Annotated in this window: 25 protein-coding genes; 17 read left to right on the top strand and 8 right to left on the bottom strand. The window is 63.4% G+C overall.

All coding sequences use genetic code 11. From position 1 onward, the window contains the following. The first annotated feature begins 412 nt into the window (after window positions 1-412). The 6 genes from hrpA (at window position 413) to V9K84_RS14650 (ending at window position 9227) form a co-directional block, all read left to right on the top strand. Entirely contained in the window at window positions 413-4324 is a 3912-nt protein-coding gene (gene hrpA, locus V9K84_RS14675) for an ATP-dependent RNA helicase HrpA (protein ID WP_054914945.1), read from the top strand. 194 nt (window positions 4325-4518) lie between these two features. After that, window positions 4519-5640, top strand: a complete 1122-nt coding sequence (locus tag V9K84_RS14670) for a beta-ketoacyl-ACP synthase III (RefSeq protein WP_043864158.1) — start codon at window positions 4519-4521, stop codon at window positions 5638-5640. Between the two features lie 12 nt (window positions 5641-5652). Next, complete coding sequence (locus tag V9K84_RS14665; RefSeq protein ID WP_043864157.1) at window positions 5653-6261, top strand: sigma-70 family RNA polymerase sigma factor; 609 nt, start codon at window positions 5653-5655, stop codon at window positions 6259-6261. Continuing rightward, window positions 6255-6488 (top strand): zf-HC2 domain-containing protein, encoded by a 234-nt coding sequence (locus V9K84_RS14660; protein WP_054914943.1) that lies wholly within the window; start codon window positions 6255-6257, stop codon window positions 6486-6488. Before V9K84_RS14665 ends, V9K84_RS14660 begins: the two co-directional genes overlap by 7 nt. Before the next feature lie 206 nt (window positions 6489-6694). Further along, window positions 6695-8008 (top strand): porin, encoded by a 1314-nt coding sequence (locus V9K84_RS14655; RefSeq protein ID WP_043864155.1) that lies wholly within the window; start codon window positions 6695-6697, stop codon window positions 8006-8008. A 94-nt stretch (window positions 8009-8102) separates the two neighbouring features. Continuing rightward, the gene (locus V9K84_RS14650; protein WP_088514506.1) at window positions 8103-9227 is read left to right on the top strand and encodes a GNAT family N-acetyltransferase; all 1125 of its coding nucleotides are present in this window, start codon (window positions 8103-8105) and stop codon (window positions 9225-9227) included. Between the two features lie 77 nt (window positions 9228-9304). Here V9K84_RS14650 and V9K84_RS14645 read toward each other — a convergent pair whose 3' ends face one another. The 4 genes from V9K84_RS14645 to V9K84_RS14630 all read right to left on the bottom strand — a co-directional run bounded on the left by V9K84_RS14645 (window position 9305) and on the right by V9K84_RS14630 (window position 13505). Then, window positions 9305-11134: an ABC transporter ATP-binding protein gene (locus tag V9K84_RS14645; protein ID WP_058541540.1), complete on the bottom strand. Its 1830-nt coding sequence runs from the start codon at window positions 11132-11134 to the stop codon at window positions 9305-9307. 68 nt (window positions 11135-11202) lie between these two features. Next, window positions 11203-11760, bottom strand: a complete 558-nt coding sequence (locus V9K84_RS14640; RefSeq protein WP_088514507.1) for a peptidylprolyl isomerase — start codon at window positions 11758-11760, stop codon at window positions 11203-11205. Then, complete coding sequence (locus tag V9K84_RS14635; RefSeq protein WP_043864151.1) at window positions 11754-12569, bottom strand: alpha/beta hydrolase; 816 nt, start codon at window positions 12567-12569, stop codon at window positions 11754-11756. The genes V9K84_RS14640 and V9K84_RS14635 overlap by 7 nt, the downstream gene beginning before the upstream one ends. Before the next feature lie 12 nt (window positions 12570-12581). Next, complete coding sequence (locus V9K84_RS14630) at window positions 12582-13505, bottom strand: LysR family transcriptional regulator (RefSeq protein ID WP_043864150.1); 924 nt, start codon at window positions 13503-13505, stop codon at window positions 12582-12584. Window positions 13506-13555: 50 nt separating this feature from the next. Between V9K84_RS14630 and V9K84_RS14625 the strand changes: the two genes are divergently transcribed. From V9K84_RS14625 to V9K84_RS14605, 5 genes are all read left to right on the top strand, one after another. Beyond that, on the top strand, window positions 13556-13870 hold the full coding sequence (locus V9K84_RS14625) for a hypothetical protein (RefSeq protein ID WP_043864149.1): 315 nt from the start codon (window positions 13556-13558) through the stop codon (window positions 13868-13870). A 107-nt stretch (window positions 13871-13977) separates the two neighbouring features. Next, window positions 13978-14577, top strand: coding sequence for an FMN-dependent NADH-azoreductase (locus V9K84_RS14620; RefSeq protein ID WP_088514508.1), 600 nt, complete (start codon window positions 13978-13980; stop codon window positions 14575-14577). A 249-nt stretch (window positions 14578-14826) separates the two neighbouring features. Beyond that, on the top strand, window positions 14827-15648 hold the full coding sequence (locus V9K84_RS14615; protein WP_143516630.1) for a hypothetical protein: 822 nt from the start codon (window positions 14827-14829) through the stop codon (window positions 15646-15648). 45 nt (window positions 15649-15693) lie between these two features. Beyond that, a complete protein-coding gene (locus V9K84_RS14610) occupies window positions 15694-16632 on the top strand; it encodes a hypothetical protein (protein ID WP_088514510.1) in 939 nt (312 codons plus the stop codon). A gap of 93 nt (window positions 16633-16725) precedes the next feature. Then, a complete protein-coding gene (locus V9K84_RS14605; protein ID WP_043864146.1) occupies window positions 16726-17604 on the top strand; it encodes a carboxylate/amino acid/amine transporter in 879 nt (292 codons plus the stop codon). Here the strand turns inward: V9K84_RS14605 and V9K84_RS14600 are convergent. After that, a complete protein-coding gene (locus V9K84_RS14600; RefSeq protein WP_043864145.1) occupies window positions 17545-18846 on the bottom strand; it encodes a mechanosensitive ion channel family protein in 1302 nt (433 codons plus the stop codon). The two genes, V9K84_RS14605 and V9K84_RS14600, sit on opposite strands and share 60 nt — an antisense overlap. Before the next feature lie 142 nt (window positions 18847-18988). Here V9K84_RS14600 and V9K84_RS14595 point away from each other — a divergent pair, with 142 nt between their 5' ends. Next, window positions 18989-20317: a DEAD/DEAH box helicase gene (locus V9K84_RS14595; protein ID WP_088514511.1), complete on the top strand. Its 1329-nt coding sequence runs from the start codon at window positions 18989-18991 to the stop codon at window positions 20315-20317. 73 nt (window positions 20318-20390) lie between these two features. Here V9K84_RS14595 and V9K84_RS14590 read toward each other — a convergent pair whose 3' ends face one another. Next, window positions 20391-20660 (bottom strand): hypothetical protein, encoded by a 270-nt coding sequence (locus tag V9K84_RS14590; RefSeq protein WP_043864143.1) that lies wholly within the window; start codon window positions 20658-20660, stop codon window positions 20391-20393. 128 nt (window positions 20661-20788) lie between these two features. Between V9K84_RS14590 and V9K84_RS14585 the strand changes: the two genes are divergently transcribed. Both V9K84_RS14585 and V9K84_RS14580 read left to right on the top strand, forming a co-directional pair. Further along, window positions 20789-21184, top strand: a complete 396-nt coding sequence (locus V9K84_RS14585; RefSeq protein WP_043864142.1) for a hypothetical protein — start codon at window positions 20789-20791, stop codon at window positions 21182-21184. 98 nt (window positions 21185-21282) lie between these two features. Then, window positions 21283-22212, top strand: coding sequence for a DMT family transporter (locus tag V9K84_RS14580; protein ID WP_043864141.1), 930 nt, complete (start codon window positions 21283-21285; stop codon window positions 22210-22212). Here V9K84_RS14580 and V9K84_RS14575 read toward each other — a convergent pair. After that, entirely contained in the window at window positions 22160-23335 is a 1176-nt protein-coding gene (locus V9K84_RS14575) for an MFS transporter (RefSeq protein ID WP_088514512.1), read from the bottom strand. The two genes, V9K84_RS14580 and V9K84_RS14575, sit on opposite strands and share 53 nt — an antisense overlap. 104 nt (window positions 23336-23439) lie before the next feature. Here V9K84_RS14575 and V9K84_RS14570 point away from each other — a divergent pair, with 104 nt between their 5' ends. The 3 genes from V9K84_RS14570 (at window position 23440) to V9K84_RS14560 (ending at window position 24893) form a co-directional block, all read left to right on the top strand. Continuing rightward, the gene (locus V9K84_RS14570; RefSeq protein ID WP_088514513.1) at window positions 23440-24339 is read left to right on the top strand and encodes a LysR family transcriptional regulator; all 900 of its coding nucleotides are present in this window, start codon (window positions 23440-23442) and stop codon (window positions 24337-24339) included. A gap of 111 nt (window positions 24340-24450) precedes the next feature. Beyond that, window positions 24451-24576: a PA1414 family protein gene (locus tag V9K84_RS14565; RefSeq protein ID WP_286900691.1), complete on the top strand. Its 126-nt coding sequence runs from the start codon at window positions 24451-24453 to the stop codon at window positions 24574-24576. Window positions 24577-24620: 44 nt separating this feature from the next. Beyond that, a complete protein-coding gene (locus V9K84_RS14560) occupies window positions 24621-24893 on the top strand; it encodes a hypothetical protein (protein WP_338790865.1) in 273 nt (90 codons plus the stop codon). Between the two features lie 410 nt (window positions 24894-25303). Here V9K84_RS14560 and V9K84_RS14555 read toward each other — a convergent pair whose 3' ends face one another. Beyond that, a complete protein-coding gene (locus V9K84_RS14555; RefSeq protein ID WP_043864137.1) occupies window positions 25304-26683 on the bottom strand; it encodes a sodium:solute symporter in 1380 nt (459 codons plus the stop codon). Between the last annotated feature and the right edge of the window lie 127 nt (window positions 26684-26810).

The raw sequence follows: 26810 nt of genomic DNA, 5'->3' as shown, positions 1-26810 counted from the left end.
GATCGCGCGCCAGTGGGCACGTCGATCGGTCGACAGGGTTGGCCGCAACCGGGCCAGCGGTATCAGTGGGGTGCGAGGGCGGTATCTGGTGGGCGGGCATGGCGGCAATGCCACAAGGCCCAGAACGCGAGGATGCTATTGAACAGCGGATTTTCACCGGGGCGCGCCCGCACCTTCGGGAACGAAGGGCGCATCAGGGGGCGGGGCGTACACGCTGGCAAAGTCATGCACGGATACTCCCACGCGTGGGAAGGTTCATTAAATCGGCCTTTGTATACCTTCAGTTAATCAATGGCTAAACAATGGCCCTGCATGGCGAACCGTGCCGTGGCAGGGCAAATCTGCGACAATCCCCGACCAAACTACGCCGATCATGTGAAAGCAGGCTCACCTGCATTATTAAAAAGACGTCATGACTGACCAGAACGCCGCCATCGAGCAACTGCTGAAAAACCTTGACCACGCCATGATCGCCGAGCGCCATCGCCTGCGTCGGCAACTGCATGACCTGCGCAAGCGCCCAGACGAGGCCAAGCTGGCCCAGTGGGCCGCCCGGGTACAGGCCTCCTGCGATCAGGTCGCCGCGCGCAAGGCCAGCGTGCCGCGCATCCACTACGACGACAGCCTGCCGATCGCGGCCAAGCGTGACGAAATCAAGAAGGTGCTGGCCGCCCACCAGGTGCTGATCATCGCGGGCGAAACCGGCTCGGGCAAGACCACCCAGTTGCCCAAGATCTGCCTGGAACTGGGCCGCGGCCAGCATGGCCAGATCGCCCACACCCAGCCGCGCCGGATTGCCGCGCGCAGCGTGGCCACCCGCGTGGCCGAAGAGCTGGGTACGCCGCTGGGCGCGCTGGTCGGCTACCAGGTGCGCTTCGAAGACCAGAGCGATGCCAACACCCTGGTCAAGCTGATGACCGACGGCATCCTGCTGGCCGAAACCCAGCACGACCGCTTTCTGGAACGCTACGACACGATCATCGTCGACGAAGCCCACGAACGCAGCCTGAACATCGACTTCCTGCTCGGCTACCTCAAGACCCTGCTGCCGCGGCGCCCCGACCTCAAGGTCATCATCACCTCCGCGACCATCGACCTGGAGCGCTTTTCCAGGCACTTCAACGATGCGCCGATCATCGAGGTGTCCGGGCGTACCTACCCGGTCGAGACCTGGTACCGGCCGCTGACCAGCGAGCAGGACGAGGAGGGCAACCGCGTCGAGGACGATCTGACCGTCGACCAGGCGATCCTGGCCACCCTCGACGAGATTGCCGCCCATGAGCGCAGCATCGGCAAGGGCCCGGGCGACGTGCTGGTGTTCCTGCCCGGCGAGCGCGAAATTCGCGATGCCGCCGAGATGCTGCGCAAGGCACAGCTACGCCACACCGAAATCCTGCCGCTGTATGCACGGCTGTCGCCGGCCGAGCAGCAGAAGATCTTCCAGTCCCATCCGGGGCGGCGCGTGGTGCTGGCCACCAACGTTGCGGAAACCTCGCTGACCGTACCGGGCATTCGCTACGTGATCGACAGCGGCACGGCGCGCATCAGCCGCTACAGCTACCGTGCCAAGGTGCAGCGCCTGCCCATCGAGGCGGTGTCCCAGGCCAGTGCCAACCAGCGCAAGGGCCGTTGCGGGCGGGTCGAACCGGGCATCTGCGTGCGCCTGTACAGCGAGGACGACTTCAATGGTCGGCCCGCCTTTACCGACCCCGAGATCCTGCGCACCAACCTGGCCGCGGTGATCCTGCAGATGCTGCACCTGCGCCTGGGCGAGATCGACGCCTTCCCGTTCATCGAGCCGCCGGATGGCAAGGCCATCAGCGACGGCTTCAACCTGCTGCAGGAACTCTCGGCAGTCAATCGCGAGAACCAGCTGACCCCGCTGGGCCGCCAGCTGGCGCGCCTGCCGGTGGACCCGCGTCTGGGCCGCATGCTGCTCGAAGGCGCCAAGCAGGGCAGCCTGCAGGAGTTGCTGATCGTGGCCAGTGCACTGTCGGTGCAGGACCCCCGCGAGCGTCCGCCCGAGCGCCAGCAGGCTGCCGACCAGGCCCATGCGCAGTGGAAGGACAGCGACTCGGACTTCGCCGCGCTGGTCAACTTGTGGCGCGGGTTCGAAGAACAGCGCCAGGCCCTGACGGCCAGCCCGCTGCGCAACTGGTGCCGCAAGAATTTCCTGAATTACCTGCGTCTGCGCGAATGGCGCGATGCACACCGGCAACTGAGCCTGATCTGCCGCGACCTGCAGTTGAGCATCAACAAGGAGCCGGCCGACTACCCGCGCCTGCACAAGGCGATTCTGTCCGGGCTGCTCAGCCAGATCGGCCAGAAGACCGAGGACGGCGACTACCTGGGCGCGCGCCAGCGGCGCTTCTGGGTACACCCGTCCTCGGGCCTGGGCAAGAAACGCCCGCAATGGCTGATGACCGCCGAACTGGTCGAGACCACCAAGCTGTATGCGCGCATGGTGGCCAAGATCGAGCCGGACTGGATCGAGCCGCTGGCCGGGCACCTGATCAAGAAGAACCACTTCGAACCGCACTGGGAGAAGAAGCGCGGCCAGGTGGTGGCCTTCGAGCAGGTCACGCTGTACGGCATGATCGTGGTCGGCCGGCGCCCGGTGCACTACGGGCCGATCGACCCGCAGGCCTCGCGCGAGCTGTTTATCCGTCAGGCCCTGGTGGGCGGTGAGATCCAGTCGCGGGCCAAGTGCCTGGCAGCCAACACGCGCCTGCTCGAGCAGCTCGACGAGCTGGAGGCCAAGGCCCGCCGGCGCGACATCCTGGCTGATGAAGAGACCCTGTACGCCTACTACGAGGCGCGCCTGCCGGCCGAGATCCACCAGACCGCGACCTTCGACAGCTGGTACCGCGTCACCAGCCAGAAAGACCCGCAGTTGCTGATCATGCGCGAAGAGGACGTGCTGGCCCGCGAGGCCAGTGAAGTCACCGCCACGCAGTACCCCGATACCCTGCGCATCGGCGACCTGAGCCTGGCGCTGAGCTATCACTTCGAGCCCAACCACCCCCGCGACGGCGTTACCGTGAGGGTGCCGGCGCCGCTGCTGCCCAGCCTGCCGGGCGAGCGCCTGGAATGGCTGGTGCCGGGGTTGCTGGAAGCCAAGTGCATTGCGCTGGTACGCAACCTGCCCAAGGCCTTGCGCAAGAACTTCGTGCCGGTGCCCGACTTCGTCAAGGCCGCCTTGCAGCGCATGACCTTCGCCGACGGCTCGCTGCCCCAGGCGCTGGGCCGCGAACTGCTGCGCATGACCGGTGCGCGGGTCAGCGACGAGGCCTGGGCCGAGGCGGCTGCGCAGGTGGAAGGCCACTTGCGCATGAACATCGAAGTGGTCGATGCCCAGGGCAAGTTCCTGGGTGAAGGCCGCGACCTGACCGAGCTGACGGCGCGCTTCGTTGCTGCCAGCCAGGCCGCGCTGGCCGTGCCGCAATCGGCCAAGGCCCAGCAGCCGGTGCAAGCCAAGGTGTTTGCCGAGGTGGCCCAGACCGCCCAGCAGAAGATCGCCGGGCTGTCGATGACGGTGTACCCGGCGCTGGTGGAAGAGGGCGGTACGGTCAAGGAAGGGCGCTTCTCGACCCAGGCCGAAGCCGAGTTCCAGCACCGCCGAGCCTTGCAGCGGCTGCTGCTGCAGCAACTGGCCGAGCCGGCGAAGTTCCTGCGCGGCAAGCTGCCGGGGCTGACCGAACTGGGCCTGCTGTACCGCGAGCTGGGGCGTGTCGATGCGCTGGTCGAGGACATCCTGCTGGCCAGCCTGGATACCTGCATCCTCGACGGCGAGAGCAGCCTGCCGCGCGACGGTGCCGGGCTTGCTTCGCTGGCCGAACGCAAGCGCGGCCACTGGGCCGATCACGCCGAGCGCCTGGCCCGCCTGACCCTCGAGATACTCAAGCTCTGGCACGGTCTGCAGAAGCGCTTCAAGGGCAAGATCGACCTGGCCCAGGCCGTGGCGCTCAACGACATCAAGCAGCAACTGGCCAACCTGGTGTACCCGGGTTTTGTGCGGGAAACCCCGGGCATCTGGCTCAAGGAACTGCCGCGCTACCTCAAGGCAGTGGAGCTGCGTCTGGAAAAACTCGGTTCGCAGGTGCAGAAGGACCGCGTGTGGAGCGGCGAACTGAGCGGTCTGTGGGCACAGTACAAGGCGCGTGCCGACAAGCATGCCCAGGAGGGCAAGCGCGACGAGCAACTGGTGCTGTACCGCTGGTGGATCGAGGAATACCGCGTGTCGCTGTTTGCCCAGCAGTTGGGTACCAAGGTACCGATTTCCGACAAGCGCCTGGCCAAGCAATGGAGTCTGGTGGAAGCCTAATCCCCGGAACTTGTGGCACACTTGGCGAACTTCGCTACCGTGTCAGGTACCTGCCACGGTAGCTACAGAATGCAGCACAGCGTACTGCCCCGCTTGCCGGGTGCATTGCCTGTATTAATTGGTACTTTCGTGCCATTTGACCGACAGAACAGGCCGTTGCCCGGCAGGCAGCGGCCCCGAACAGAGGAACGACCGTGCATAACGTCGTCATCAGCGGCACCGGCCTGTACACCCCGGCCAACAGCATTTCCAACGAAGAGCTGGTCGAGTCTTTCAACACCTATGTGCAGCAGTTCAACGCCGACAATGCCGCTGCCATCGAACGGGGCGAAGTGCAGGCACTGGCCGAGTCGAGCGCTGCGTTCATCGAGAAGGCCTCGGGCATCAAGAGCCGCTTCGTGATGGACAAGGCCGGCATCCTCGATCCGCAGCGCATGAAGCCGCGCCTGCCGGAGCGCAGCAACGACGAGCCGTCGATCCTCTGCCAGATGGGCGTGGCCGCCGCCGAGCAGGCCCTGGCGCGTGCCGGGCGCACCGCAGCCGATGTCGACGCGGTCATCGTCGCCTGCTCCAACCTGCAGCGTCCTTATCCGGCCATCGCCATCGAAGTGCAGCAGGCTTTGGGTATCGCCGGTTTCGGTTTCGACATGAACGTGGCGTGTTCGTCGGCGACCTTCGGCATTCAGGTCGCCTGCAACAGCGTGCAACTGGGTCAGGCCCGTTCGGTGCTGGTGATCAGCCCCGAGATCTGCACCGGCCACCTGAACTTCCGTGACCGTGACAGCCACTTCATCTTCGGCGACGCCGCCACGGCGGTGCTGGTCGAACGTGCCGACCTCGCTACCTCGGCGCACCAGTTCGATATCGTCAGCACCAAGCTGCTGACCCAGTTCTCCAACAACATCCGCAACAACTTCGGCTTCCTCAACCGCGCGGCGGAAGAGGGTATCGGTGCGCCGGACAAGCTGTTCGTGCAGGAAGGCCGCAAGGTGTTCCGCGAGGTGTGCCCGATGGTGGCCGAGCTGATCGGCCAGCACCTGAGCGAAAACAACCTCAACGTCAGTGACGTCAAGCGCTTCTGGCTGCACCAGGCCAACCTGAGCATGAACCACCTGATCGTCAAGAAGCTGCTGGGCCGCGACGCGCTGGTCGAGGAGGCCCCGGTGATTCTCGATACCTACGCCAACACCAGTTCGGCCGGCTCGGTGATCGCGCTGCACAAGCATCAGGACGACCTGCCCAAGGGTGCCCTCGGGGTGCTCAGTTCGTTCGGTGCCGGCTACTCGATCGGCAGCGTGATCCTGCGCAAACGTTGATCGCCCACGCCAGTGACGGCTGACGAACAGCGCTTGCTCGACCGCCTGCTGGCGGGAGAGCAGCGCGCGTTCGCCGAACTGGTTCAGACCTGCCAGGGCGCCATGCGCGCGGTGGCCTATGCCATCGTCGGCGAACGTGGCGCCGACGAGGTGGTGCAGGATGCCTGGCTGGCGGCGGTACGCGGTCTGGCGGGCTTCCAGCGCCGCTCCAGCCTCAAGACCTGGTTGCTGACCATCACCGCCAATACGGCCAAGACCCGTTACCGGCAAAACCGCCGCGAGGTGCTGCTCGACGACCTGCCGGCCCCCCATGGCAGCATCGACGACGCGCGTTTTGCCAGCGACGGTCACTGGCTGCTGGCGCCTTCGGCTTGGCACGAAGACAGCCCCGAGGCCCTGCTCAGCCAGGAGCAGTTGCGCGAATGCCTGGAGCACACCCTGCTCAGCCTGTCGCAACTGCAGAGCAGTGTGCTGTTGTTGCGTGAGCGCCAGGGCCTCGAACTGGTGGAAATCTGTAATCTGCTCGACCTGTCGCTCTCCAATGTGCGTGTGCTGCTGCACCGCGCACGCCTCAAGGTCTTCGCGACCCTGGAACATTTCGAGGACACAGGCCAATGCTGACCTGCAAACAACTGGTCGCCTGCTCCAGTGATTACCTGGACGGGCAACTGACCCTGGGCGAGCGCCTGATGACGCGCCAGCACCTGCTGTTCTGTCGCAATTGTCGTCGCTTCATCAAGCAGTTGCGCCTGGCCCAGGCAACCCTCAAGGCGTTGCCGCCGGCGCCTGTTGAGGGGGCCGAGGCCCTTGCGGCGCGGCTGGCCGCCGAGCGCCGGGCAACGCGCTGAAACCCCGCAACCAGCCCTGCAACGGGGCTGATTGTCTTATTCACATTCGAAGTAAAAAGTTCCCCTGTCACTAAATATTTATCTAATAGCCACTGATCTGAAATAACCCCCCGCCAAGATTCGTCCCCAGCACAAGTGGCCTGAGCCGCGTGTTTTTTCAACGTAATCAAGACCATAAACGTTATGAACGTAGGGGAGTTCCTTCGATGATCCGTAAGCACTTCGCAGGTTTCGCAGCCAGCGCCTTGGCAATGGCCGTTACCGCCCAGGCTTTCGCGGGCACCGTGACTACTGACGGCGCCGATATCGTAGTCAAGACCAAGGGTGGCCTGGAGGTCGCTACCGCTGACAAGGAATTCAGCTTCAAGCTGGGTGGCCGGGTCCAGGCCGACTACAGCCGCTTCGACGGTTTCTACACCAAGAACGGCGATACCGCCGATGCGGGCTACTTCCGCCGTGCCTACCTGGAACTGGGCGGTGTGATGTACACCGACTGGGCCTACCAGATCGCCTACGACTTCTCGCATAACTCCGGTGGCGACAACCGTTCCGAAGACGGTTACTTCGACGAAGCGTCGCTGGCCTACAACGGCTTCAAGCCGGTATCGATCAAGGTCGGTCGCTTCGACCCCGAGTTCGGCCTGGAAAAAGCCACCAGCTCCAAGTGGGTGACTGCCCAGGAGCGAACCGCTGCCTACGACCTGGTGGACTGGACCAACTCGCACAACGGCGGCTTCGGTATCCAGGCATCGGGTAATGCCGGTGACTCGCTGTACGGTTCGGCCGGCCTGTTCGCCAAGGACGCCACCAACCAGGACAAGGACGGCGACAGCTCCAAGCAGTTCAACCTGCGCGGTGTGTTCGCACCGATGCACGAGGCCGGCAACGTACTGCACGTTGGCCTGAACTACGCCCAGCGCGACCTTTCCGACACCGCGTTCGACGGCCGTATCCGCAGCCGCCTGGGCATGCGTGGGGTGAGCACCGACGGTGGCCAGGACGCCGGCAACAACGGCAACCGCCTGGTGCTGGGCGGCAACGCCACCACCCCGGCCGGTGCCTACGACACCGACAAGGCCTGGGGCCTGGAAGCCGCCTACGCGCTGGGCCCGTTCTCGGTGCAGGGCGAGTACATCAAGCGTGATGTTCAGGCAGACGACTCGGCCTTCTCCGACATCAAGGCCAAGGGTTACTACGGCCAGGTGGCCTACACCATCACCGGTGAAGCGCGTGGCTACAAACTCGGCAAGTTCGACAGCATCAAGCCTTCCAACAAGCAGATTGGTGCGTGGGAAGTGTTCTACCGCTACGACCACCTGAGCGTCGACGACAACAACGGCGCATTTGCCGACATCGGTGACGTGGAAGCCAAGGTGCACAACCTGGGTGTGAACTGGTACGCCAACGAGTCGATCAAGCTCAGCGGCGTGTACGTCAAGGCCAAGACCGACAACGCGCAGAACGCTGCCGGCGACGACAGCGGCGACGGTTTCGTGATGCGCGCGCAGTACGTGTTCTAAGCGTTACCCCTGCAACACACTCCTTCATCCGTTAGATCTTCGCCCCGCACCTGCGGGGCTTTTTTTTGCTCGCACGAGGGGGCAGACTGCGCGCATGCCCATCTCAATTCTGCCGCACCTTGCCGATATCGACGCCGCCACCTGGGATGCCCTGGTGCCGGATGCCCAGCCGTTCCTGCGCCATGCCTTCCTGCGCAGCCTGGAAGACAGCGCCAGCGTCACCCCACGCACCGGCTGGGCACCGGCCCACCAGGTCCTGACGGACACTCAGGGCCAGGTGCGGGCGGCCATGCCGGCCTACGTGAAGACCCATTCGTTCGGCGAGTACGTGTTCGATCACGGCTGGGCCGACGCCTGCGACCGCGCCGGTATCGACTATTACCCCAAGCTGCTGTGCGCGGTGCCGTTTTCACCGGTCAGCGGCGCGCGCCTGCTGGGTGACGCGCAGGCGGCGGGTGAGCTGATCGACGGCGTCAGCGATGCTTTGCTCGAACAGGGGCTGTCGGGCCTGCACGTGAACTTCACCGACCCGGCCAGCGACGAAGTATTGCGTGGGCGTGCGGGCTGGATGGAGCGCCTGGGGTGTCAGTTTCACTGGCGCAACCAGGGTTATCGGGACTTCCAGGATTTTCTCGACAGCCTCAGTTCGCGCAAGCGCAAGCAGATGCGCAAGGAACGCGAGCAGGTGGCGGGGCAGGGTATCGAGTTTCAGTGGTACCACGGCCATGAGCTGAGTGAGGCGCAGTGGGATTTCGTGTACGCATGCTATGCCAACACCTACGCCGTGCGCCGCCGTGCCCCGTACCTTACCCGGGCGTTTTTCAGCCTGCTGGCCGAACGCATGCCCGCGTCGATCCGCGTGGTGATGGCGCATCAGGGCGGGCGGGCGGTGGCGATGGCGTTCAGCCTGGTGGGCGGTGACAGCCTGTATGGGCGCTACTGGGGCTGCCTGGCGGAGTTCGATCGGTTGCATTTCGAGACGTGCTTCTATCAGGGCATGGACGTTGCCATTGCCGAAGGGTTGCAGCGTTTTGATGCCGGGGCGCAGGGCGAGCACAAGCTGATTCGCGGGTTCGAACCGGTGATCACGCGGTCCTGGCATTACCTGCTGCATCCGGGGTTGAAGGCGGCCGTGCAGGACTTTCTGGCGCAGGAGCGGGTGGGGGTGCTGGGGTATGCCGAGGAGGCGCGTACGGCGCTGCCCTTCAGGCAAGTCTGAACGCCAAGCCCGCTCCCGCAGGCGCAGTAAAATCCCTGTGGGAGCGGACTTGACCCGCGATACCGTCGCCGCGGTGTTCAATCGACCCCGACAAACCCACCCGTCTGGTGATGCCACAACCGTGCGTACAGCCCCTGGTGCGCCAGCAGTTCGGCATGGGTGCCCATCTCGGCAATCCGCCCCTGCTCCAGCACCACCAGCCGGTCCATCCGCGCGATGGTCGACAGGCGGTGCGCAATGGCGATCACCGTCTTGCCCTGCATCAGGGTCTCCAGGCTCTCCTGGATGGCTGCCTCCACTTCCGAATCCAGCGCCGAAGTGGCTTCGTCCATGATCAGGATCGGCGCATTCTTGAGCAGCACCCGCGCAATCGCGATGCGCTGGCGCTGGCCGCCGGACAGTTTCACGCCACGCTCGCCCACATGCGCATCGAAACCGGTGCGCCCCTGGGCATCGGACAGCTGAGGGATGAACTCATCGGCCCGCGCCCGGCGCACCGCCTCCCACAACTCCTCTTCTGTCGCATCCGGCCGGCCATACAGCAGGTTGTCGCGAATCGAGCGGTGCAGCAGCGAGGTGTCCTGGGTGATCATGCCGATCTGTGCGCGCAGGCTGGCCTGGCTCACCTGGGCGATGTCCTGGCCGTCGATCAGGATACGGCCACTTTCCAGGTCGTACAGGCGCAGCAGCAGGTTGACCAGGGTGGACTTGCCGGCGCCCGAGGGGCCGATCAGGCCGATCTTCTCGCCGGGGCGAATGTCCAGGGTCAGGTTGCTGATGATCCGGCTGCCCTGACCGTAATGAAAGTCGACATTATCGAAGCGCACCGCGCCGCGATCGACCTTGAGCGCCGGAGCATCTGGCGGATCGGTGACGGTGACCGGCTGGGCGATGGTCTTGAGGCCATCCTGCACCATGCCGATGTTCTCGAAGATGCCGTTGACCACCCACATGATCCAGCCCGACATGTTGACGATGCGGATCACCAGGCCGGTGGCCAGGGCGATGGCGCCCACGGTGATCAGCGACTGGCTCCACAGCCACAGCGCCAGGCCGGTGGTGGTGACGATCAGCAGCCCGTTGAGGCTGGTGATGACCACATCCATGCTGGTGATCACCCGCGAGGCCAGCTGGGTCTTTTCGGTCTGCTCGCGAATCGCTTCGCGGGCGTACTGGCGCTCGAAGTCGGTGTGGGCGAACAGCTTGAGGGTGGCGATGTTGGTGTAGCCATCGACAATGCGGCCCATCAGCTTGGAGCGCGCATCCGATGACACCACCGAGCGCTCCTTGACCCTGGGCACGAAATAGCACAGTGCGCCGATGTAGGCGAAGATCCAGACGGTCAGGGGCAGCATCAGGCGCCAGTCGGCCTCGGCGAACAGCACCAGCGAGCTGATCGCGTAGATCAGCACGTGCCACAGGGCGTCCACCGCCTGCACGGCCGAATCGCGCAGCGAGTTGCCGGTCTGCATGATGCGCTGGGCGATGCGCCCGGCAAAATCGCTCTGGAAGAAATTGAGGCTCTGCTTGAGCACATGGGTGTGGTTCTGCCAGCGGATCATGCTGGTCATACCCGGGCTGATGGTCTGGTGCACCAGCAGGTCGTGCAGGCCGAAGAACAGCGGGCGCAGCAGCAGCGTGACCACCACCATCCAGATCAGCTCGCTGGCGTGATCGCTGAAGAAATCAGGGTTTGGCGCGCCCTGGGCCAGGTCGATGATGCGGCTCAGGTAACTGAACAGCGCCACTTCGATGAGCGAAGCCACCAGCCCCACCACCAGCAGTGCGGCAAAGCTGGGCCACACCTGGCGCAGGTAGTAGAAATAGAACGGCAGGACCTTGCCCGGCGGCGATGCGGTCGGTGCTTCGCGAAAGATGTCGATCAGCTTTTCGAAATAGCGATACAACCTCAAAACTCTAACTCCTGTCTGACTCGACCGGGCCGGTCGTGGTTCACGTCCCTGTGAACACGGGCTCAGTCAATGCGTTTGGCGGACTTGATCAGCACGGGATCGACCGGTACATCGGCCATGCCGTTCTTGCGCGTGGTCGGCGAGTTGACGATCTGGTCGACCACGTCCATACCCTTGACCACCTTGGCGAACACGGCGTAGCCGGCATCGCGGCCCGGATCGAGGAAGGCGTTGTCGGCCACGTTGATGAAGAACTGGCTGGTGGCCGAGTTCGGGTTGGATGTGCGGGCCATCGACAGGGTGCCGCGGGTGTTGTGCAGGCTGTTGCTGGCCTCGTTGCGGATCGGGTCCTTGGTCGACTTCTGTTGCATCTGCGCGGTGAAGCCGCCGCCCTGGACCATGAAGCCCGGGATCACGCGGTGGAAGATGGTGTTGGTGTAGAAGCCGCTGTCGACATACTCGAGGAAGTTCTTGGTCGAGATGGGCGCCTTGACCGGGTCCAGTTCCACTTCGATCTGGCCGAAGCTGGTGTCGAGCAGTACGTGCGGGGCTTTTTCGGCAGCCATCAGGCTGGTGGCGAAGACGACCGAGCAGGCGCCAAGCAGAAGTTTTTTCAGCATGAACTCAATGATCCTTGAGAAGTGGTTGAAGCCGTTGCCAGAAACTGCAGCAGGGTCTGGTTGAACAGCCGGGGTTGATCCAGCGGTGTAGCGTGCCGTGAATCTTCGATGACCGCCAGTCGTGCTTGAGGAATAAGCGCGACGTAGCGCTGCTTGAGCTGTATCGGGGTGTAATCGTGGTCGGCGCTGATGACCAGCGTAGGACAGCGGATCTGGCCCAGGCGTTCCTGTACCCCCCAGCCGACGATGGCATCGAAGCTGGCCAGGTACGCACGCTTGTCGTTGCGCGCCCAGCGCTCGGCCATCTTGCGTCGCAACTCGGCCTGCTCCGGCTTGGGAAACAGGCGTGCGGCCAGGCCTTTGCCGATGGTCTCCAGGCTCAGCAGGCGGGCCAGGCTCCAGCGCTTGAACCATTGCCAGTAATCGTCGCGGCTGCGTAGCTTGACCTCGGGTGCGCTGTTGACGATGCACAGGCTGCGCAACCGGTGGGGATGGTCGACGGCAAACTGGAAGCCGATCATGCCGCCCATCGACAGGCCAGCCAGGTGCACCGGGCCGGTGTTCAGGTGCTCCAGCAGGGCCAGCAGGTCGGCGCTGAAGCCGGCGATGCTGTAGCGCTCGCGAGGCTTGTCGGAGCGCCCGTGGCCGCGCACATCGAGCAGGATCACGCGGTACTGACGGGCCAGCTCCGGTACCTGGTATTCCCAGTCCTGGCAGCTCGAGCCCAGGCCGTGCAGCAGTACCAGGGGCTCGCCCTGGCCATATTCCTCGTAATGCAGGGTGCAACCTTCATGTTCGAAATAGGCCATGGGCGTTACCTGTCAGGCTTGGGCGGGGGCGGCGAAGGGCACGTCCAGCGGCGCAGTGTCGAAGTTGCGCAGCAACTCGATGAGGATCTGCGTGGCCGGGCCCAGGGGTTTGTCCTTGTTCGAGTAAAGGTAGAACAGCGGGTGACGGCTGCCACCCTGGTCCAGCGGCAGTGGCTTGAGCACGCCTTCGCGCAGTTCGCGCTCGATCAGGTGGCGTGGCAGCCAGGCAAAGCCCAGGCCGCTGCTGACGAAGGTGGCGGCGGTGGCCAGGCTGCCGACCGTCCAGCGCTGTTCGGCGCCCAGCCAGCCCACATCCCGCGGTTGTGCCCGGCCAGAGTCGCGGATCACCACCTGCAACTGGCTCTCCAGGTCCTGGAAACTGAGCTCGCGGCCCAGGCGGTGCAGGCTGTGCTCGGGGTGTGCAACGGCCACGAACTCCACCGCGCTCAATTCGGTGCCCAGGTAGCCGGGGATGCTGAAGCCGCTGATGGCAAGGTCCGCCACCCCTTCGTGCAGCACTTCCTCGACCCCTGACAGCACCTCCTCGCGCAGGCGCACCCGGCAGCCGCGACTTTGCGGCATGAACGCACTCAGGGCACGTACCAGTCGGGCATTGGGGTAGGCGGCATCGACCACCAGGCGCACCTCGGCTTCCCAACCCTGCTCCATGTGATGGGCGAGGTCTTCGAGCTGGCTGGCCTGCTTGACCAACTGGCGCGAGCGGCGCAGCAGCACGCTGCCGGCATCGGTGAGCACCGCCTTGCGCCCGTCGATGCGCAGCAACGGCACGCCGAGCTGGTCCTGCATGCGGGCCACGGTATAGCTCACCGACGATTGGGAGCGGTGCAGGGCTTCGGCGGCCTGGGCAAAGCCGCCGTGGTCGACCACCGCCTGCAGAGTCCGCCACTGATCCAGGGTAACGCGCGGCGCTTTCATCTTCGGCTCCTGTTGTCCTAAGCTGGCGCACTTTCATGGAGAGCGCCGTTATGAAGAAAATCTGTGTTGCACTGCTGGCCCTGCTGCCGCTGACGGCCCTGGCCTACCCCATCGACGTGACCAAGAACACCGATGGGGTGAAGCTTGACTACACCACCTACGACACCGACCGTGACATCGGCTCGATCAGCCTGAACAACTACGGCGATGTGGCAGCGACGTGCAAGGTCACCTTCCGCAACGGCCCGGAGGCCCCCAGGGTACGGCGCATACAGGTACCGGCGAAAAAGAGCGTCGACGTGACGGCCAAATTCAACCGCGAAATCCTCAAGCTGCGCATCGCGCTGGACTGCAAGCCGCAATAAAACAGGTTAACTGATAGGTTTAACCCAGTTTTTACGCTTTTTTATCGATAGGTCAATCTCTAATCTTGCCTCCATCGACTTAGCGAACTTGCCGATGGAGGCAACCCATGTCCCGCGTACTGATCATCGAAAGCAGCGCCCGCCTGCAGGACTCCGTGTCTCGTCAGCTGACCCGTGATTTCATCAGCCAGTGGCAGGCGGCCAACCCGGCCGACCAGATCAGCGTGCGCGACCTGGCATTGAACCCGGTACCCCACCTGGACAGCCATCTGCTGGGTGGCTGGATGAAGCCCGAAGCCCAGCGCAGCGCCGAAGAGGTGCAGGCACTAACACGTTCCAACGAACTGACCGACGAAGTGCTGGCCGCCGATGTACTGGTGCTGGCGGCGCCGATGTACAACTTCACCATCCCCAGTACGCTGAAGGCCTGGCTCGACCATGTGCTGCGTGCCGGCGTCACCTTCAAATACACCCCGACCGGCCCGCAGGGCTTGCTGACCGGCAAGCGCGCCTATGTGCTGACGGCCCGCGGCGGTATCCACGCCGGGGCCGGTAGCGACCATCAGGAGCCCTACCTGCGCCAGGTGATGGCCTTCATCGGCATTCACGAGGTGACGTTCATTCACGCCGAGGGCCTGAACATGGGCGGCGACTTCCACGAAAAAGGCCTGAACCAGGCCAAGGCGCTGCTGGCTGCGGTAGCTTGAGCCGTACCGATTTTCCCCCCGCCTGACACCTTTGCTCCTTTGGGTGTACCTGCCCGGTCAGACACTGGTTTGACCGGGCTTTTTTGTGGGTGGTTATGAAACTTGTCATTGCCAGGTTGATTGTTTATAGAGAACTGACAGTTTTGTCAGGTGCGCGCTTGAATGCCTATCTGTTTAGATGCGGGTGACGGACAGACTTTCGGCAGTGAAAGTTTGTAACTTGCCTCGCGGATATAAGGATGCGTACCTATGCCTGCTAAAGTAGGGTCCAAACTATATGCCTGGGATGCCCCGACGATCGACTGTTCGATTCCACATCCCGATTACCCCAAAGACCCGTCGAGAAAGTATTTCAAGATATCGGCGATCTTCAACTGCGGCAGCAATACGGATTTTTTGTCAGTCAGGACGCTTATATCAGCCGGTATGTACCCCGGTGACAGGGTCAGGGTAAGAATTGTCGAACCTTCCGGTATCATTTTCGATTTGCCCGTGCAACCCATCAGTAACCCGCCGGAAGCGCTGTACTCTTCTTGTCCAAAAGCGCTGATGTACAGCAGTTCCGGCCAAACGGCACAGGTGAATTTCGCGCTGAGCAGGGATGGCGGACCCTGGGTGGTTTCGCAGAGTCGTTACTTTTCGGTGGAACGCCAAAGTTTAGATCCATTGACCCGGCCAAGACTTGATCGCGGTTCTCGCTGGGTCCAGATTACCTATCCCCAATGGCAACCTTCACACAAGGTTCGTCTAAGAGGTTTCACCATGACAGGGCATGAGGACCTGGGGTGGAAACCCATGACGGGGGGTACTGCCCAGTTTGAAATTCCACTGAGCTGGTTTCAGCAGAACAGAGGCAAGCAAGTGTGGCTCAATTATGCGCTTGAAGCGGTTACGGGCTCGGACTACCAATTTTCCAGGCTGCTTTATATCCCGAGCCTGGAGGTGCCCCCGGCATCTGAGGAGGCGCCTGAGGTCCCTGAGAAAGTGCCGGTGAAAAAACCTGCGAAGGCGTCAGAAGCACCTGCGAAAGTGCCTGGCAAACCTGCGAAACGCCCGCCAAGCAAGGCGTGACCCGCAAGCAAGGGTTCAAAGCCGGCGCGAGCGCAGGGAGGCACCATGTTGAACACGTTCACACTGTTGCTGTTGATCAGCCTGATGACAGCCTGCGCCAACCGGGCGCCGGTGCAGCCTGCCAATGACGAGGTTGCGCAGGCAAGCTCGGTGTCGCCAACGGTCCAGGCCGCTGCGTTGCAGTCCCGTGCAGGTACGGCGGCTGTTTCCGGAGCCACGGTTGCACGCCACCTGCAGGAACGTTACCGCGACACCCGGCAGAACTGTAACGCCTCCAGCGCGCCGGCCTTTCTGTGCAGCGGCATCCTCATGCGCGCTACGCAGAACAGCCCGGCGTTTCATTCGTGGAACCCGAACCCCACCGCCTCGGGCGTGTCGTTCTCCTACCTGCGTGCCGACTCTGCGTTCAGTCGGTTGGCCTATGGGTACACTAACGGCTTCATCTTCGTGCCTATCTTGTACGCCAACAATCAATACAAGCCCCGTGTGTTGTGCTCGTTTCCTGTGGACGCCGATTCCAACAGGCGAGAATCGCAGGGGTGCGGGCAGAATGTCGGTTATCCCATGGTGAGCCGCGAGTGCAGGGCGCAGCGCATCGGTACAGCGGAACAATGGCTGGCGCATTACAACGCCAACCGGATCAATGCACGCCAGTGCGGCTTCAATGTTCGCGATGAACTCAACAAAGAAGGCGCCATCGCGTTCTATCAGAGCCTGCGTGCCAGAAACCTGCCCGGCGCCAACCTTGGCGGCATCCAGAACGAAGTGCGCATGGCCCTGTGGCCGCAGAACATCGGTCGGCAATTGCCGATGGAAGCCTTCTTCTATATTGGCGGGAGCGCGAGCGGAAGGGCGGGGGCGCAGGCGGATCAGCGGGACTTCTTCAGCCAGACGGGCATCCTGGTGCCGATCATCGCGGTGACCTTGCCCTCTGGCGCCACCCCCGCACGGTTCCAGTTCATCACGGCCGATCAGACCCGTTGAGCCAGCTGGCACCTTGAGTGCAGGCGTTTCAAAAGCGGTTGCCGGCCCGTTGGTCAACCGCTAAGGTCGCCGCCTGCATATCAGGGGGCATACATGGGCTACTTATTGATCGTCGCGCTGATCCAGGCGTTTTCCTTCAGCCTGATCGGCGAATACCTGGCCGGGCATGTCGACAGCTACTTCGCGGTACTGGCGCGGGTACTGCTGGCCGGCCTGGTGTTTTTGCCGTTGACCCGCTGGCGCAAGGTCGAGCCGCGCTTCATGCGGGCCATGCTGCTGATCGGCGCGTTGCAGTTCGGCATCACCTATGTGTGCCTGTATTTGAGCTTTCGTGTGCTCAGCGTGCCCGAAGTGCTGCTGTTCACCATTCTTACACCCTTGCACGTGACCCTGATCGAGGATGCCCTGAACCGGCGCTTCAATCCGTGGGCACTGGTGGCCGCACTGGTGGCGGTGGGGGGCGCAGCGGTGATTCGCTTCGACCGCATCAGCCCGGACTTCTTCATGGGCTTTGTGCTGCTGCAACTGGCCAACTTCACCTATGCCGCCGGTCAGGTGCTGTACAAGCACCTGGTTGCCCGTTACCCCAGTGACCTGCCGCACTACCGACGCTTCGGCTACTTCTACCTGGGCGCCCTGCTGGTGGTGCTGCCGGCCTTCCTGCTGTTCGGCAACGCGCAGCATCTGCCCAGCACCGACGTGCAGTGGCTGGTGCTGCTGTTTCTGGGATTGTGCCCGACGGCGCTGGGGCTGTACTGGTGGAACAAGGGCGCCTGCCTGGTTTCAGGCGGCACCCTGGCGGTGATGAACAACCTGCATGTGCCGGTCGGGCTGTTGCTCAACCTGCTGATCTGGAACCAGCACGAGCCGCTGGGCCGGCTGTTCATCGGTGGTGCGGTGATACTGGCCTCGCTATGGCTCAGCCGACTCGGTGCTCAACGCCCGTTGCTCGCGAACGGCACCGGCCGGTAGCAGCCCGGCGCGCAGGTCGCTGCCGCTGGGTTGCTGGTACAGGCCCAGACCGAACTCGGGCATCACGGCCAGCAGGTAGTCGAAGATATCGCCCTGGATACGTTCATAATCGGCCCAGGCGGTGGTGCGGGTGAAGCAGTAGATTTCCAGGGGCACGCCCTGGGCGGTGGTCTGCATCTGACGCACCATGCAGGTCATGTTCGGCTGGATGTCCGGGTGGCTTTTCAGGTACGCCAGGGCATAGGCGCGGAAGGTGCCGATGTTGGTCATGCGCCGGCGGTTGGCCGACAGCGCTGCCACAGGGCCCTGGGCTTCGTTCCAGGCCTGCAGTTCGCTGCGCTTGCGGGTCATGTAGTCGGTGAGCAGGCGCACCTTGCCCAGGCGTTGCTCCTCTTCATCGGTCAGAAAGCGCACGCCGCCAGCATCGATGAACAGGCTGCGCTTGATGCGCCGACCGCCGGCCTGCTGCATGCCACGCCAGTTCTTGAACGATTCGGACATCAAGCGCCAGGTGGGGATGGAGACAATGGTCTTGTCGAAGTTCTGCACCTTGACCGTGTGCAGGGTGATGTCCACCACGTCGCCGTCGGCGCCTACCTGGGGCATCTCGATCCAGTCGCCGACGCGCAGCATGTCGTTGCTGGTCAGTTGCACGCTGGCCACGAACGACAGCAGGGTGTCCTTGTACACCAACAGGATCACCGCCGACATCGCACCCAGGCCCGACAGCAGCAACAGCGGCGAGCGGTCGATCAGGGTGGCGACGATGATGATCGCGCCGAACACGAACAGCACCATCTTGGCCAGTTGCACATAGCCCTTGATCGAACGGGTACGCGCATGTTCGGTGCGGGCATAGATATCGAGCAGGGCATCGAGCAGTGCACTGATGGCCAGCACCAGGAACAGGATGGTGAACGCCAGCGCCACGTTGCCCAGAAAATGCTGGCTGGTGGCGCTGAGCTCCGGCACCAGCTTGAGGCCGAACTGCACCACCAGCGAGGGCACCATCTGCGCCAGGCGCTGGAAAACCTTGTTGTGCAGCAGGTCGTTGAGCCAGTGCAGGGCTGGCTGGCGGCTCAGCAGCCGGACGGCGTGCAGGATCATGAAGCGTGCCACACGCCCCAGTACCAGGGCGGCCAGCAGCAGTACCGCCAGGCCCAGGCCGGCGTGCAGCAGCGGGTGCTGATCGAGGGTGCCCCACAGATCCAGGGCGTTTTGCCAGAACAATTGAATATCCATGCCGTAGTAAAGGTGTCCGCAAAAAGAGTGGAAGTGCAATTAGAACGCGGAAAGTCGTGACAATGCCAAAAGAAATTCGGCGTGAGCGCCGGAAAACGTTACCCTATATGGCTGAATTTCTGCACTTGCCCGAGGTACACCCGTGTTTTCCCAATTCGCCCTGCACGAACGCCTGCTCAAAGCCGTGGCCGCACTGAACTTTGTCGAGCCCACGCCTGTGCAGGCGGCGGCCATCCCCCTGGCGCTGCAAGGGCGTGACCTGCGGGTGACGGCGAAAACCGGTAGCGGCAAGACGGCCGCCTTCATGCTGCCAGTGCTCAACCGCCTGGTGGACCTGAAGCAGAGCCGTGTCGAGATCCGTGCCCTGGTGCTGCTGCCGACCCGCGAGCTGGCCCAGCAGACCCTCAAGGAAATCGAGCGTTTCGCCCAGTTCACCTACATCAAGGCCGGCATGATCACCGGTGGTGAAGACTTCAAGGAACAGGCCGCCATGCTGCGCAAGGTGCCGGACATCCTGGTCGGCACCCCGGGGCGCATGCTCGAGCACCTCAATGCCGGCAACCTGCACCTTGAACATGTGCAGGCGGTAGTGCTGGACGAAGCCGACCGCATGCTCGACATGGGCTTTTCCGAAGACGTCGAGCGTCTGTGCAACGAGTGCGCGAACCGCGAGCAGACCCTGCTGTTCTCGGCTACCACTGGCGGTGCCGGCCTGCGCGACATGATCGGCAAGGTACTCAAAGACCCCGAGCACCTGATGCTCAACACCGTCAGCCAGCTCAACGACGGCACCCGCCAGCAGATCATCACCGCCGACCACAACCAGCACAAAGAACAGATCGTGCAGTGGCTGCTGGCCAACGAGACCTACCAGAAGGCAATCATCTTCACCAATACCCGGGTGATGGCCGACCGTATCTACGGGCACCTGGTGGCCAAGGACATCAAGGCATTCGTGCTGCACGGCGACAAGGACCAGAAGGACCGCAAGCTGGCCATCGAGCGCCTCAAGCAGGGCGGCGCCAAGGTGCTGGTGGCGACCGACGTCGCGGCCCGTGGCCTGGACGTGGACGGCCTGGACCTGGTGATCAACTTCGACATGCCGCGCAGCGGCGACGAATATGTACACCGTATCGGTCGTACCGGGCGCGCCGGTAACGAAGGCCTGGCAGTGTCGCTGATCTGCCATGGTGACTGGAACCTGATGTCGAGCATCGAGCGCTACCTCAAGCAGAGCTTCGAGCGCCGCACCATCAAGGAAGTCAAAGGCACCTATACCGGGCCGAAGAAGGTCAAGGCGTCGGGCAAGGCCGCCGGGGTCAAGAAGAAAAAGACCGACAAGAAGACCGACAAGAAGGTGGTGGCCAAACGCAAGCCGACCGCCAAGCCCAAGCCCAATGCTCCCTCCCTGGTGAGCCAGGACGGCATGGCACCGCTGAAGAAGCGCAAGCCGGCACCGTCTGCCGAGTAAGGTTGCAGGGCCTATTCGCCGGCAAGGCCGGCTCCTACAGGAGCTGTCTTGCCAGCGACGCGTCATCCTCGATTCAGACTTTCTTCTCTGCCGCCTTCAGTTCCTGCATGCGCTTGTCGATCAGCTGGCATTTGTCCGGCAGGTCCTTGCTCTCGGTTCCCAGCTTCATCCCCTGCAATTCTTCATTGATCTCCTTGGCCTTCTGCGGGTTCTGCTCCGTCAGTTTGCTGACCTCCTTGGCCAGCTCCTCGCGTTTCTGCGTGGCCTCTTCCAGCGTGCAGGCCCAGGTGGGCACGGCAAATAGAAGGGCAGCGGCAGCGGTGATGCTCATCAGCGTTTTCATGGTCGGACCTCGTGTTCCATTACGGGCGAAGGTGTTCGGTGGAGGGCTGTGCCGGCCGGAAAGTTCAGTCGAACCGCTTCCGCGCGCGCCTGTCACACCCTTACATCCCCTTGCTGGAGGTTGGACCGATGAGCACTACCTATGACTGGGACCTGATGGAGCGCCTGCTGCACGAAGTGCAGAACGGCGCCGGCCACAGCTTTACCCCGCGCCCGTATGCCGAGCAGCATGCTGCCGGCCTGGCTGCCAAAGGCGATGCAGTGCCGGAGCTTGATCATCTGAAGACCAAGGCCTGCGAATACGAGAAGCTGCTGTTCGAGCGCGGCTTTATCGAGACGCGCCCTGAAGAGGAAGGGGGCAATGGCGAGAACTTCGTCCTTACCCAACGAGGCTCGCGCCTGCTCAGCCTTATCGACAGCGCAATCCCGGGCAATGATCATCCGCGCCAGGTGTTGAACGAGCAGGCTGATGCACTGGATGAGGCGACCTTCGACGAAGTGGCGTCAAAGGCACAAATCGCCTGATCGGGCTGGTAATCGCTGGCAGCAGGCCCTGATAATCGGCGCTGGATCCACTATTGCCGAGAGCCTGCCATGCCGTGCCGCGATAATGGGGGTCGCCCTTGAGCGCCCTTCGTAAGAATACCGACACCTTTGCTCTGCAGGTCATGCTGGGCCTGTGCCTGATCTGGGGCATCCAGCAGGTCATGATCAAGTGGGCCGCGCCGGACATCGCACCGGTGATGCAGGCCGCCGCGCGCTCGGGCATCTCGGCACTGATGGTCGCGTTGCTGATGTGCTGGCGGGGTGGCTGGGAACAGCTGGGCACCACCTGGAAGGGCGGTCTGCTGGCCGGTTCGCTGTTCGGCCTGGAGTTTCTGCTGATCGCCGAAGGGCTGCAACTGACGTCCGCGGCGCACATGTCGGTGTTCCTCTACACCGCGCCGGTGTTCACTGCGTTGGGGCTGCACTTCATGCTGCCCAGCGAGCGCCTGCGCCCGCTGCAGTGGCTCGGCATCCTGCTGGCGTTCGCCGGCATTGCCGTGGCCTTTGCCGGCGGACTGTCGCTGGACAACCTCGATGGGCGCATGCTGCTGGGCGATGCGATGGGCGTGATGGCCGGCATGGCCTGGGGCGCGACCACCGTCGTGGTGCGGGCTTCGCGCCTGTCGGAGGCACCGGCTACCCTGACCCTGTTCTACCAATTGATGGTCGGCTTCGTCGGCCTGCTGCTGATCGCGGTGCTGACCGGGCAGGTCGGCCATGTGACGCTGACCGCCACATCGATCAGCAGCGTGCTGTTCCAGGCGGTGGTGGTGTCGTTCTTCAGCTACCTGACCTGGTTCTGGCTGCTGCGTCGCTACCTGGCGTCCAACCTGGCGGTGTTCTCGTTCATCACCCCGTTGTTCGGGGTGACGTTCGGCGTGTTGCTGCTGGGCGAGCCGTTGAGCCTGAACTTCATCCTGGGCGCCGTCTGCGTGTTGCTGGGCATTACCCTGGTCAGTGCCGAGCAGTGGGTACGCAGGCGTCTGCGGCGCCTGCTCGGCCAGTAGCCGGGCGCAACAGCAGGGCCCCGGCGATGATCAGGCCGCTGGCGGCCACTACCAGCGCCGGTTGCAGGCTGGCGCTGAACTGATTGCTCAACGCCGCCAGCAGCGGGCCGCTGAGCTGGCCGAGGGCGAAGCAGGTGGTCAGCAGGCCGGCATTGCGGTGGGTGGCGTGGGGGGCCAGTTCGCGCGAGCGCTGCATCACCAACTGCATGCAGGCCAGAAACGGCGTGCCGCACAGCAGTACACCCAGCGCCAGGCCGGCGCCGCTGCCCAGCAGGCAGGCCAGTACCCCGGCGGCCTGCAGCCACAACGTTGCCATCAGCCAGCGCGCCGTGCTGCCGTGGTGCGGGCGGCGCAGGCTGACCAGCACCACACCCATGGCGGCAGCCAGGCCGAAGGCCGGCCAGAACAGGTCGGCCAGCCACTGGCCGTGAAAACGTGCGCTGGCCATCTGTGACATGAAAGTGGCCGGAATGATGTATCCCACCCCGTACAGTGCATAGATCAGCCCCAGCCGCCCGATGCCGGGTGTCGCACCCTGCGCGGTGGCCTTGTGCGCGGGCACTGGTTGCGGGTGTGGCAGCGCGGGCTGGATCACCAGCAGCATCAGCAGCGCCACGGCGGCGTAGATCAGCCACAGCGGTGCCGAACCCAGGCCCTGCAGATTGGCGCCCAGTGCCAGCATCCCCGTGAGCAGGATACCCATGCCAGGGCCGGCGAACACCAATGCGCCAAGACGCGGTTGCCGGCTTTGAGCGGCCAGGTGCTGAGTTATGCCGGTGAGCGTCACCACCACCCACGCACTGGCGATGCCGGTGCCCATGCGCAGTGCCATATGCGGCCAGAACCCGTGGGCCCAGAACGAGGCCAGGGTCAGCAGCACACACAGCCACAACCCGGCCAGCAGGCGCCTGCGCACCTGGGCGGGGCGGTGCGCGAACATCGTGTCGAGGGCGCCGAGCAGGTAGCCCAGGTAATTGGCGGCGGCTACCAGCCCGGCGGCGGTCAGGCTGATCTGGCCTTCGCTGATCAGGTGCGGCAGTTGCGGGGTGAGGGCGAATCGGCCGATGCCCATGGCCATCATCAGGGCAACGAAGCTGGCCAGCAGGCGCATTGTCGAGGACATGGTCGGGTTCCTGTGCGATGAGCGTTGACCGTCAGGCTACTGCGGGTTGACTTTCATAAAAATTGAATAATGATGAGAAACTTGTTCAGTTTTGGAGAATTTCCGTGGAGCTGAGTCAACTGCGCATCTTTCAGGCGGTTGCCGAAGAGGGGTCGATCACCCGCGCGGCCGAGCGCCTGCACCGCGTGCCCTCCAACCTGTCCACGCGCCTGCGCCAGCTGGAAGAGCAACTGGGTGTGGAGCTGTTTCGGCGCGAGCGCCAGCGCCTGCAGCTGTCGCCGGCTGGCAAGGTGCTGCTGGACTACAGCGCACGCATGCTGGCGTTGCATGACGAAGCCTTTGCGGCGGTTCAGGGGGGCGAGCCGGCGGGGAATTTCGTGCTGGGCAGCATGTACAGTTCAGCGGCCATTCATCTGCCTGAGTTGCTGGCGCGCTATCACCGAGCTTACCCGGCGGTGAACCTGCAGGTGCAGACCGCCCCCAGCGGCGAATTGCTCGAAGGGCTGCTCAGCGGGCGTCTCGACGCGGCGCTGGTGGATGGACCGCTGGCCCTGGCCGGGCTCGATGGGGTGCCCTTGTGCGAGGAGACCCTGGTGCTGCTCACCGAGGCCGACCACCCGCCGGTGCACAGTGCCCGGGATGTGGCTGGGCGTGCGGTGTTCACGTTTCGCCAGGGATGCTCGTACCGCATGCGGCTGGAGGCCTGGTACGCCCATGATCGTGCGGCGATGGGGCGGGTGATGGAAATCGAATCGTATCCCAGCATGCTGGCCTGTGTGATCGCCGGGGCGGGTGTGGCGTTGATGGCGACCTCGATGCTTGAAAGCCTGCCGGGCCGGGAACGGGTCACGGTGCACCCGTTGCAGTCGCCGTTCGACCAGACCACCACCTGGCTGATGTGGCGCAAGGGCATGTGCGGGGCCAACCTGAGTGCCTGGATAGCGGTGCAGGAAGCGGTGAAGGGGCAGGTGAGCGATGATGCCGAGGTGGCCCTGCGTGCCTGACTGAAATCAATAGAGAAGTTTTTACCCGGGCGTGATGCTGCACATGGGGCTATGATGAGTTTGTAGCGCCGCCGCCGTACTTCGCGCGCAGATGACCCGTGAGGGGGAGTTATGAGAAACGATCTGTTCAACTGGCTCCACGACCTGGCTGTGGCATTGGGGCTTGTCCCGCCACCCATGCAGCCTGTACCGATCCCTACCGATGAGGAGCAACGCAAACGCCAACCTCGGCGCTAGCGTGCTGCTGAAACCGACGCATTGCGCAATGCGTCGGTATTCTTTTGCGATTTTCAGCCGTCCCCATTCCCACAAAATCCCTGAAAGGCTTTGGCTTTGGCTTTGGCTTTGGCTTTGGCTTTGGCTTTGGCTTTGGCTTTGGCTTTGGCTTTGGCTTTGGCTTTGGCTTTGGCTTTGGCTTTGGCTTTGGCTTTGGCTTTGGCTTTGGCTTTGGCTTTGGCTTTGGCTTTGGCTTTGGCTTTGGCTTTGGCTTTGGCTTTGGCTTTGGCTTTGGCTTTGGCTTTGGCTTTGGCTTTGGCTTTGGCTTTAGTTCTTGATCTTGATCTTCCCGTCCCCCAGGAGGCCGAATGGAACCTGCGCGTAGTGGGGTGGAGGGCCATGGATGGCCCGTAAAGCGCCGACGGGCAGGGATGCCCGTTCGGCGTGGCCCCACGGAGCGTGGGTGGAATGAGGGACCCGTAGCGAAGCGTAGGGCCGGATGATGGACGGGAGCGGTTTTGCTTACTTTTTCCAAGAAAAAAGTAAGCCGCTGTAAGAGCGGAAGGGGCCCTTGCTGGCTGCATTCATGCTGGATAAGCCTGCGCTTGCCGATATTACAGAGCCTGTTGCTGATCCAAATTTTCGGACGTTGCGTTTCAGGCATGTAGCGCGTTGCTGCCTTCGCGGGGCAAGGCCCGCTCCTACAGGTCGTCCATGACCCTCCGCCCCGCTACCCGGGCGGGGCGTCCTATGCCAGATTCACCGCGCCCACCGGCCGACGCGACATCAAACTCACCACCACAAAACTCACCAACCCGATAGCCAGGCTGTAGTAGATCGGCGTATTGGCATCCATCCCATCCTTGAACATGAACACCAGCGCCGTCACGAACCCCAGCCCCATGCTGGTGATTGCCCCGGCCGTGGTTGCACGCTTCCAGTAGATTGCCCCGATCAACGGCACCAGCATGCCGCCCACCAGCAGGTTGTACGCCAGGGTCAATGCACTGATCACATCCACTACCACCAGCGCGATCCCCAGCACCGCAATACCCGTAAGCAAGGTAAACAACCGGTTGATGCCAAGGCTCGACTGCTTGCCGCCACGCAGCTTGGGCAGCAGGTCTTCGGTCAGCACCGTGGAGGCAGCCAGCAAGCCGGCACTGGCGGTGGACATCATCGCCGCCAGGGCCGCGGCAATCACCAGCCCACGGATGCCGTCGGGCAACGCTGACTTCACGATCGCCGCAAACGCATTGTTGGCATTGCCCAGGTCAGGCAGCAGCACATGCGCACACATGCCGATCAGGGCACACACCAGGCCGTAGATCACGCAGTACACACCGGCCGTGGTACCGGCCCGCTGGGCGACTTTTTCGTCACGGGCAGTGAACACGCGCTGCCAGATGTCCTGGCCGATCAGGATGCCGAAGAAGTAGATCAGGAAGTAGGTGATGATGGTGTCCCAACCGATGGTGGTCAGGTTGAAGCTGGCAGCCGGCAGCTTGGCCACCAGTTCGTCCCAGCCGCCCACCCGGTACAGGCAGATCGGCAGCAGGATGAACATCAGGCCCACGGTCTTGATCACGAACTGCACAATGTCGGTCAGGGTCAGCGACCACATGCCGCCAATGGTCGAGTAGACCACCACCACGCCACCACCGAGCAGGATGGCGCCCCAGAACGGCAGGTCGAACAGCACCTGCAGCACGGTGCCGATGGCCAGGGTAGAGGTCACGGCGATCATCAGGGCGTAGGCCAGCATGATCACGGCGCTGGCCTGGCGGGCCATGGGGTTGTAGCGCTTTTCCAGCACCTGGGTCACGGTGAAGATGCGCAGGCGCAGCAGCGGCTTGGCCAGGAACAGGTTCAGGGCAATGATGCCCAGGCCCAGCGCGGCGCACAGCCAGAAGCCGGAAATGCCGTGCACATAGCCCAGCTTCACGGTGCCGACGGTAGAGGCGCCGCCCAGCACGGTGGCGGCCATGGTGCCCATGTACAGGCTCGGGCCCAGGTTGCGCCCGGCCACCAGGTAGTCTTCGTGGGTCTTCGCGCGGCGCATGCCGAACCAGCCCAGTACCAGCATGCCGGCGGCGTATATCAGTACAACGAATATGTCCAAGGCCATGGGGTGTCTCCGATTATCTTTATTATGGTGAGATCGATCGCCGGTGGCGTGCGCCAGGCGTCATTCATCCGCAAGCGGGCCGCGTGTACGGCCCGCCGAAAGGCTCCATCCGGGGGTGAAACTCCAG

The organism is Pseudomonas sp. AE27, assembly GCF_037113495.1.
GTDB lineage: Bacteria > Pseudomonadota > Gammaproteobacteria > Pseudomonadales > Pseudomonadaceae > Aquipseudomonas > Aquipseudomonas palmensis.
This window is presented reverse-complemented; position numbering and strand designations above follow the sequence as displayed.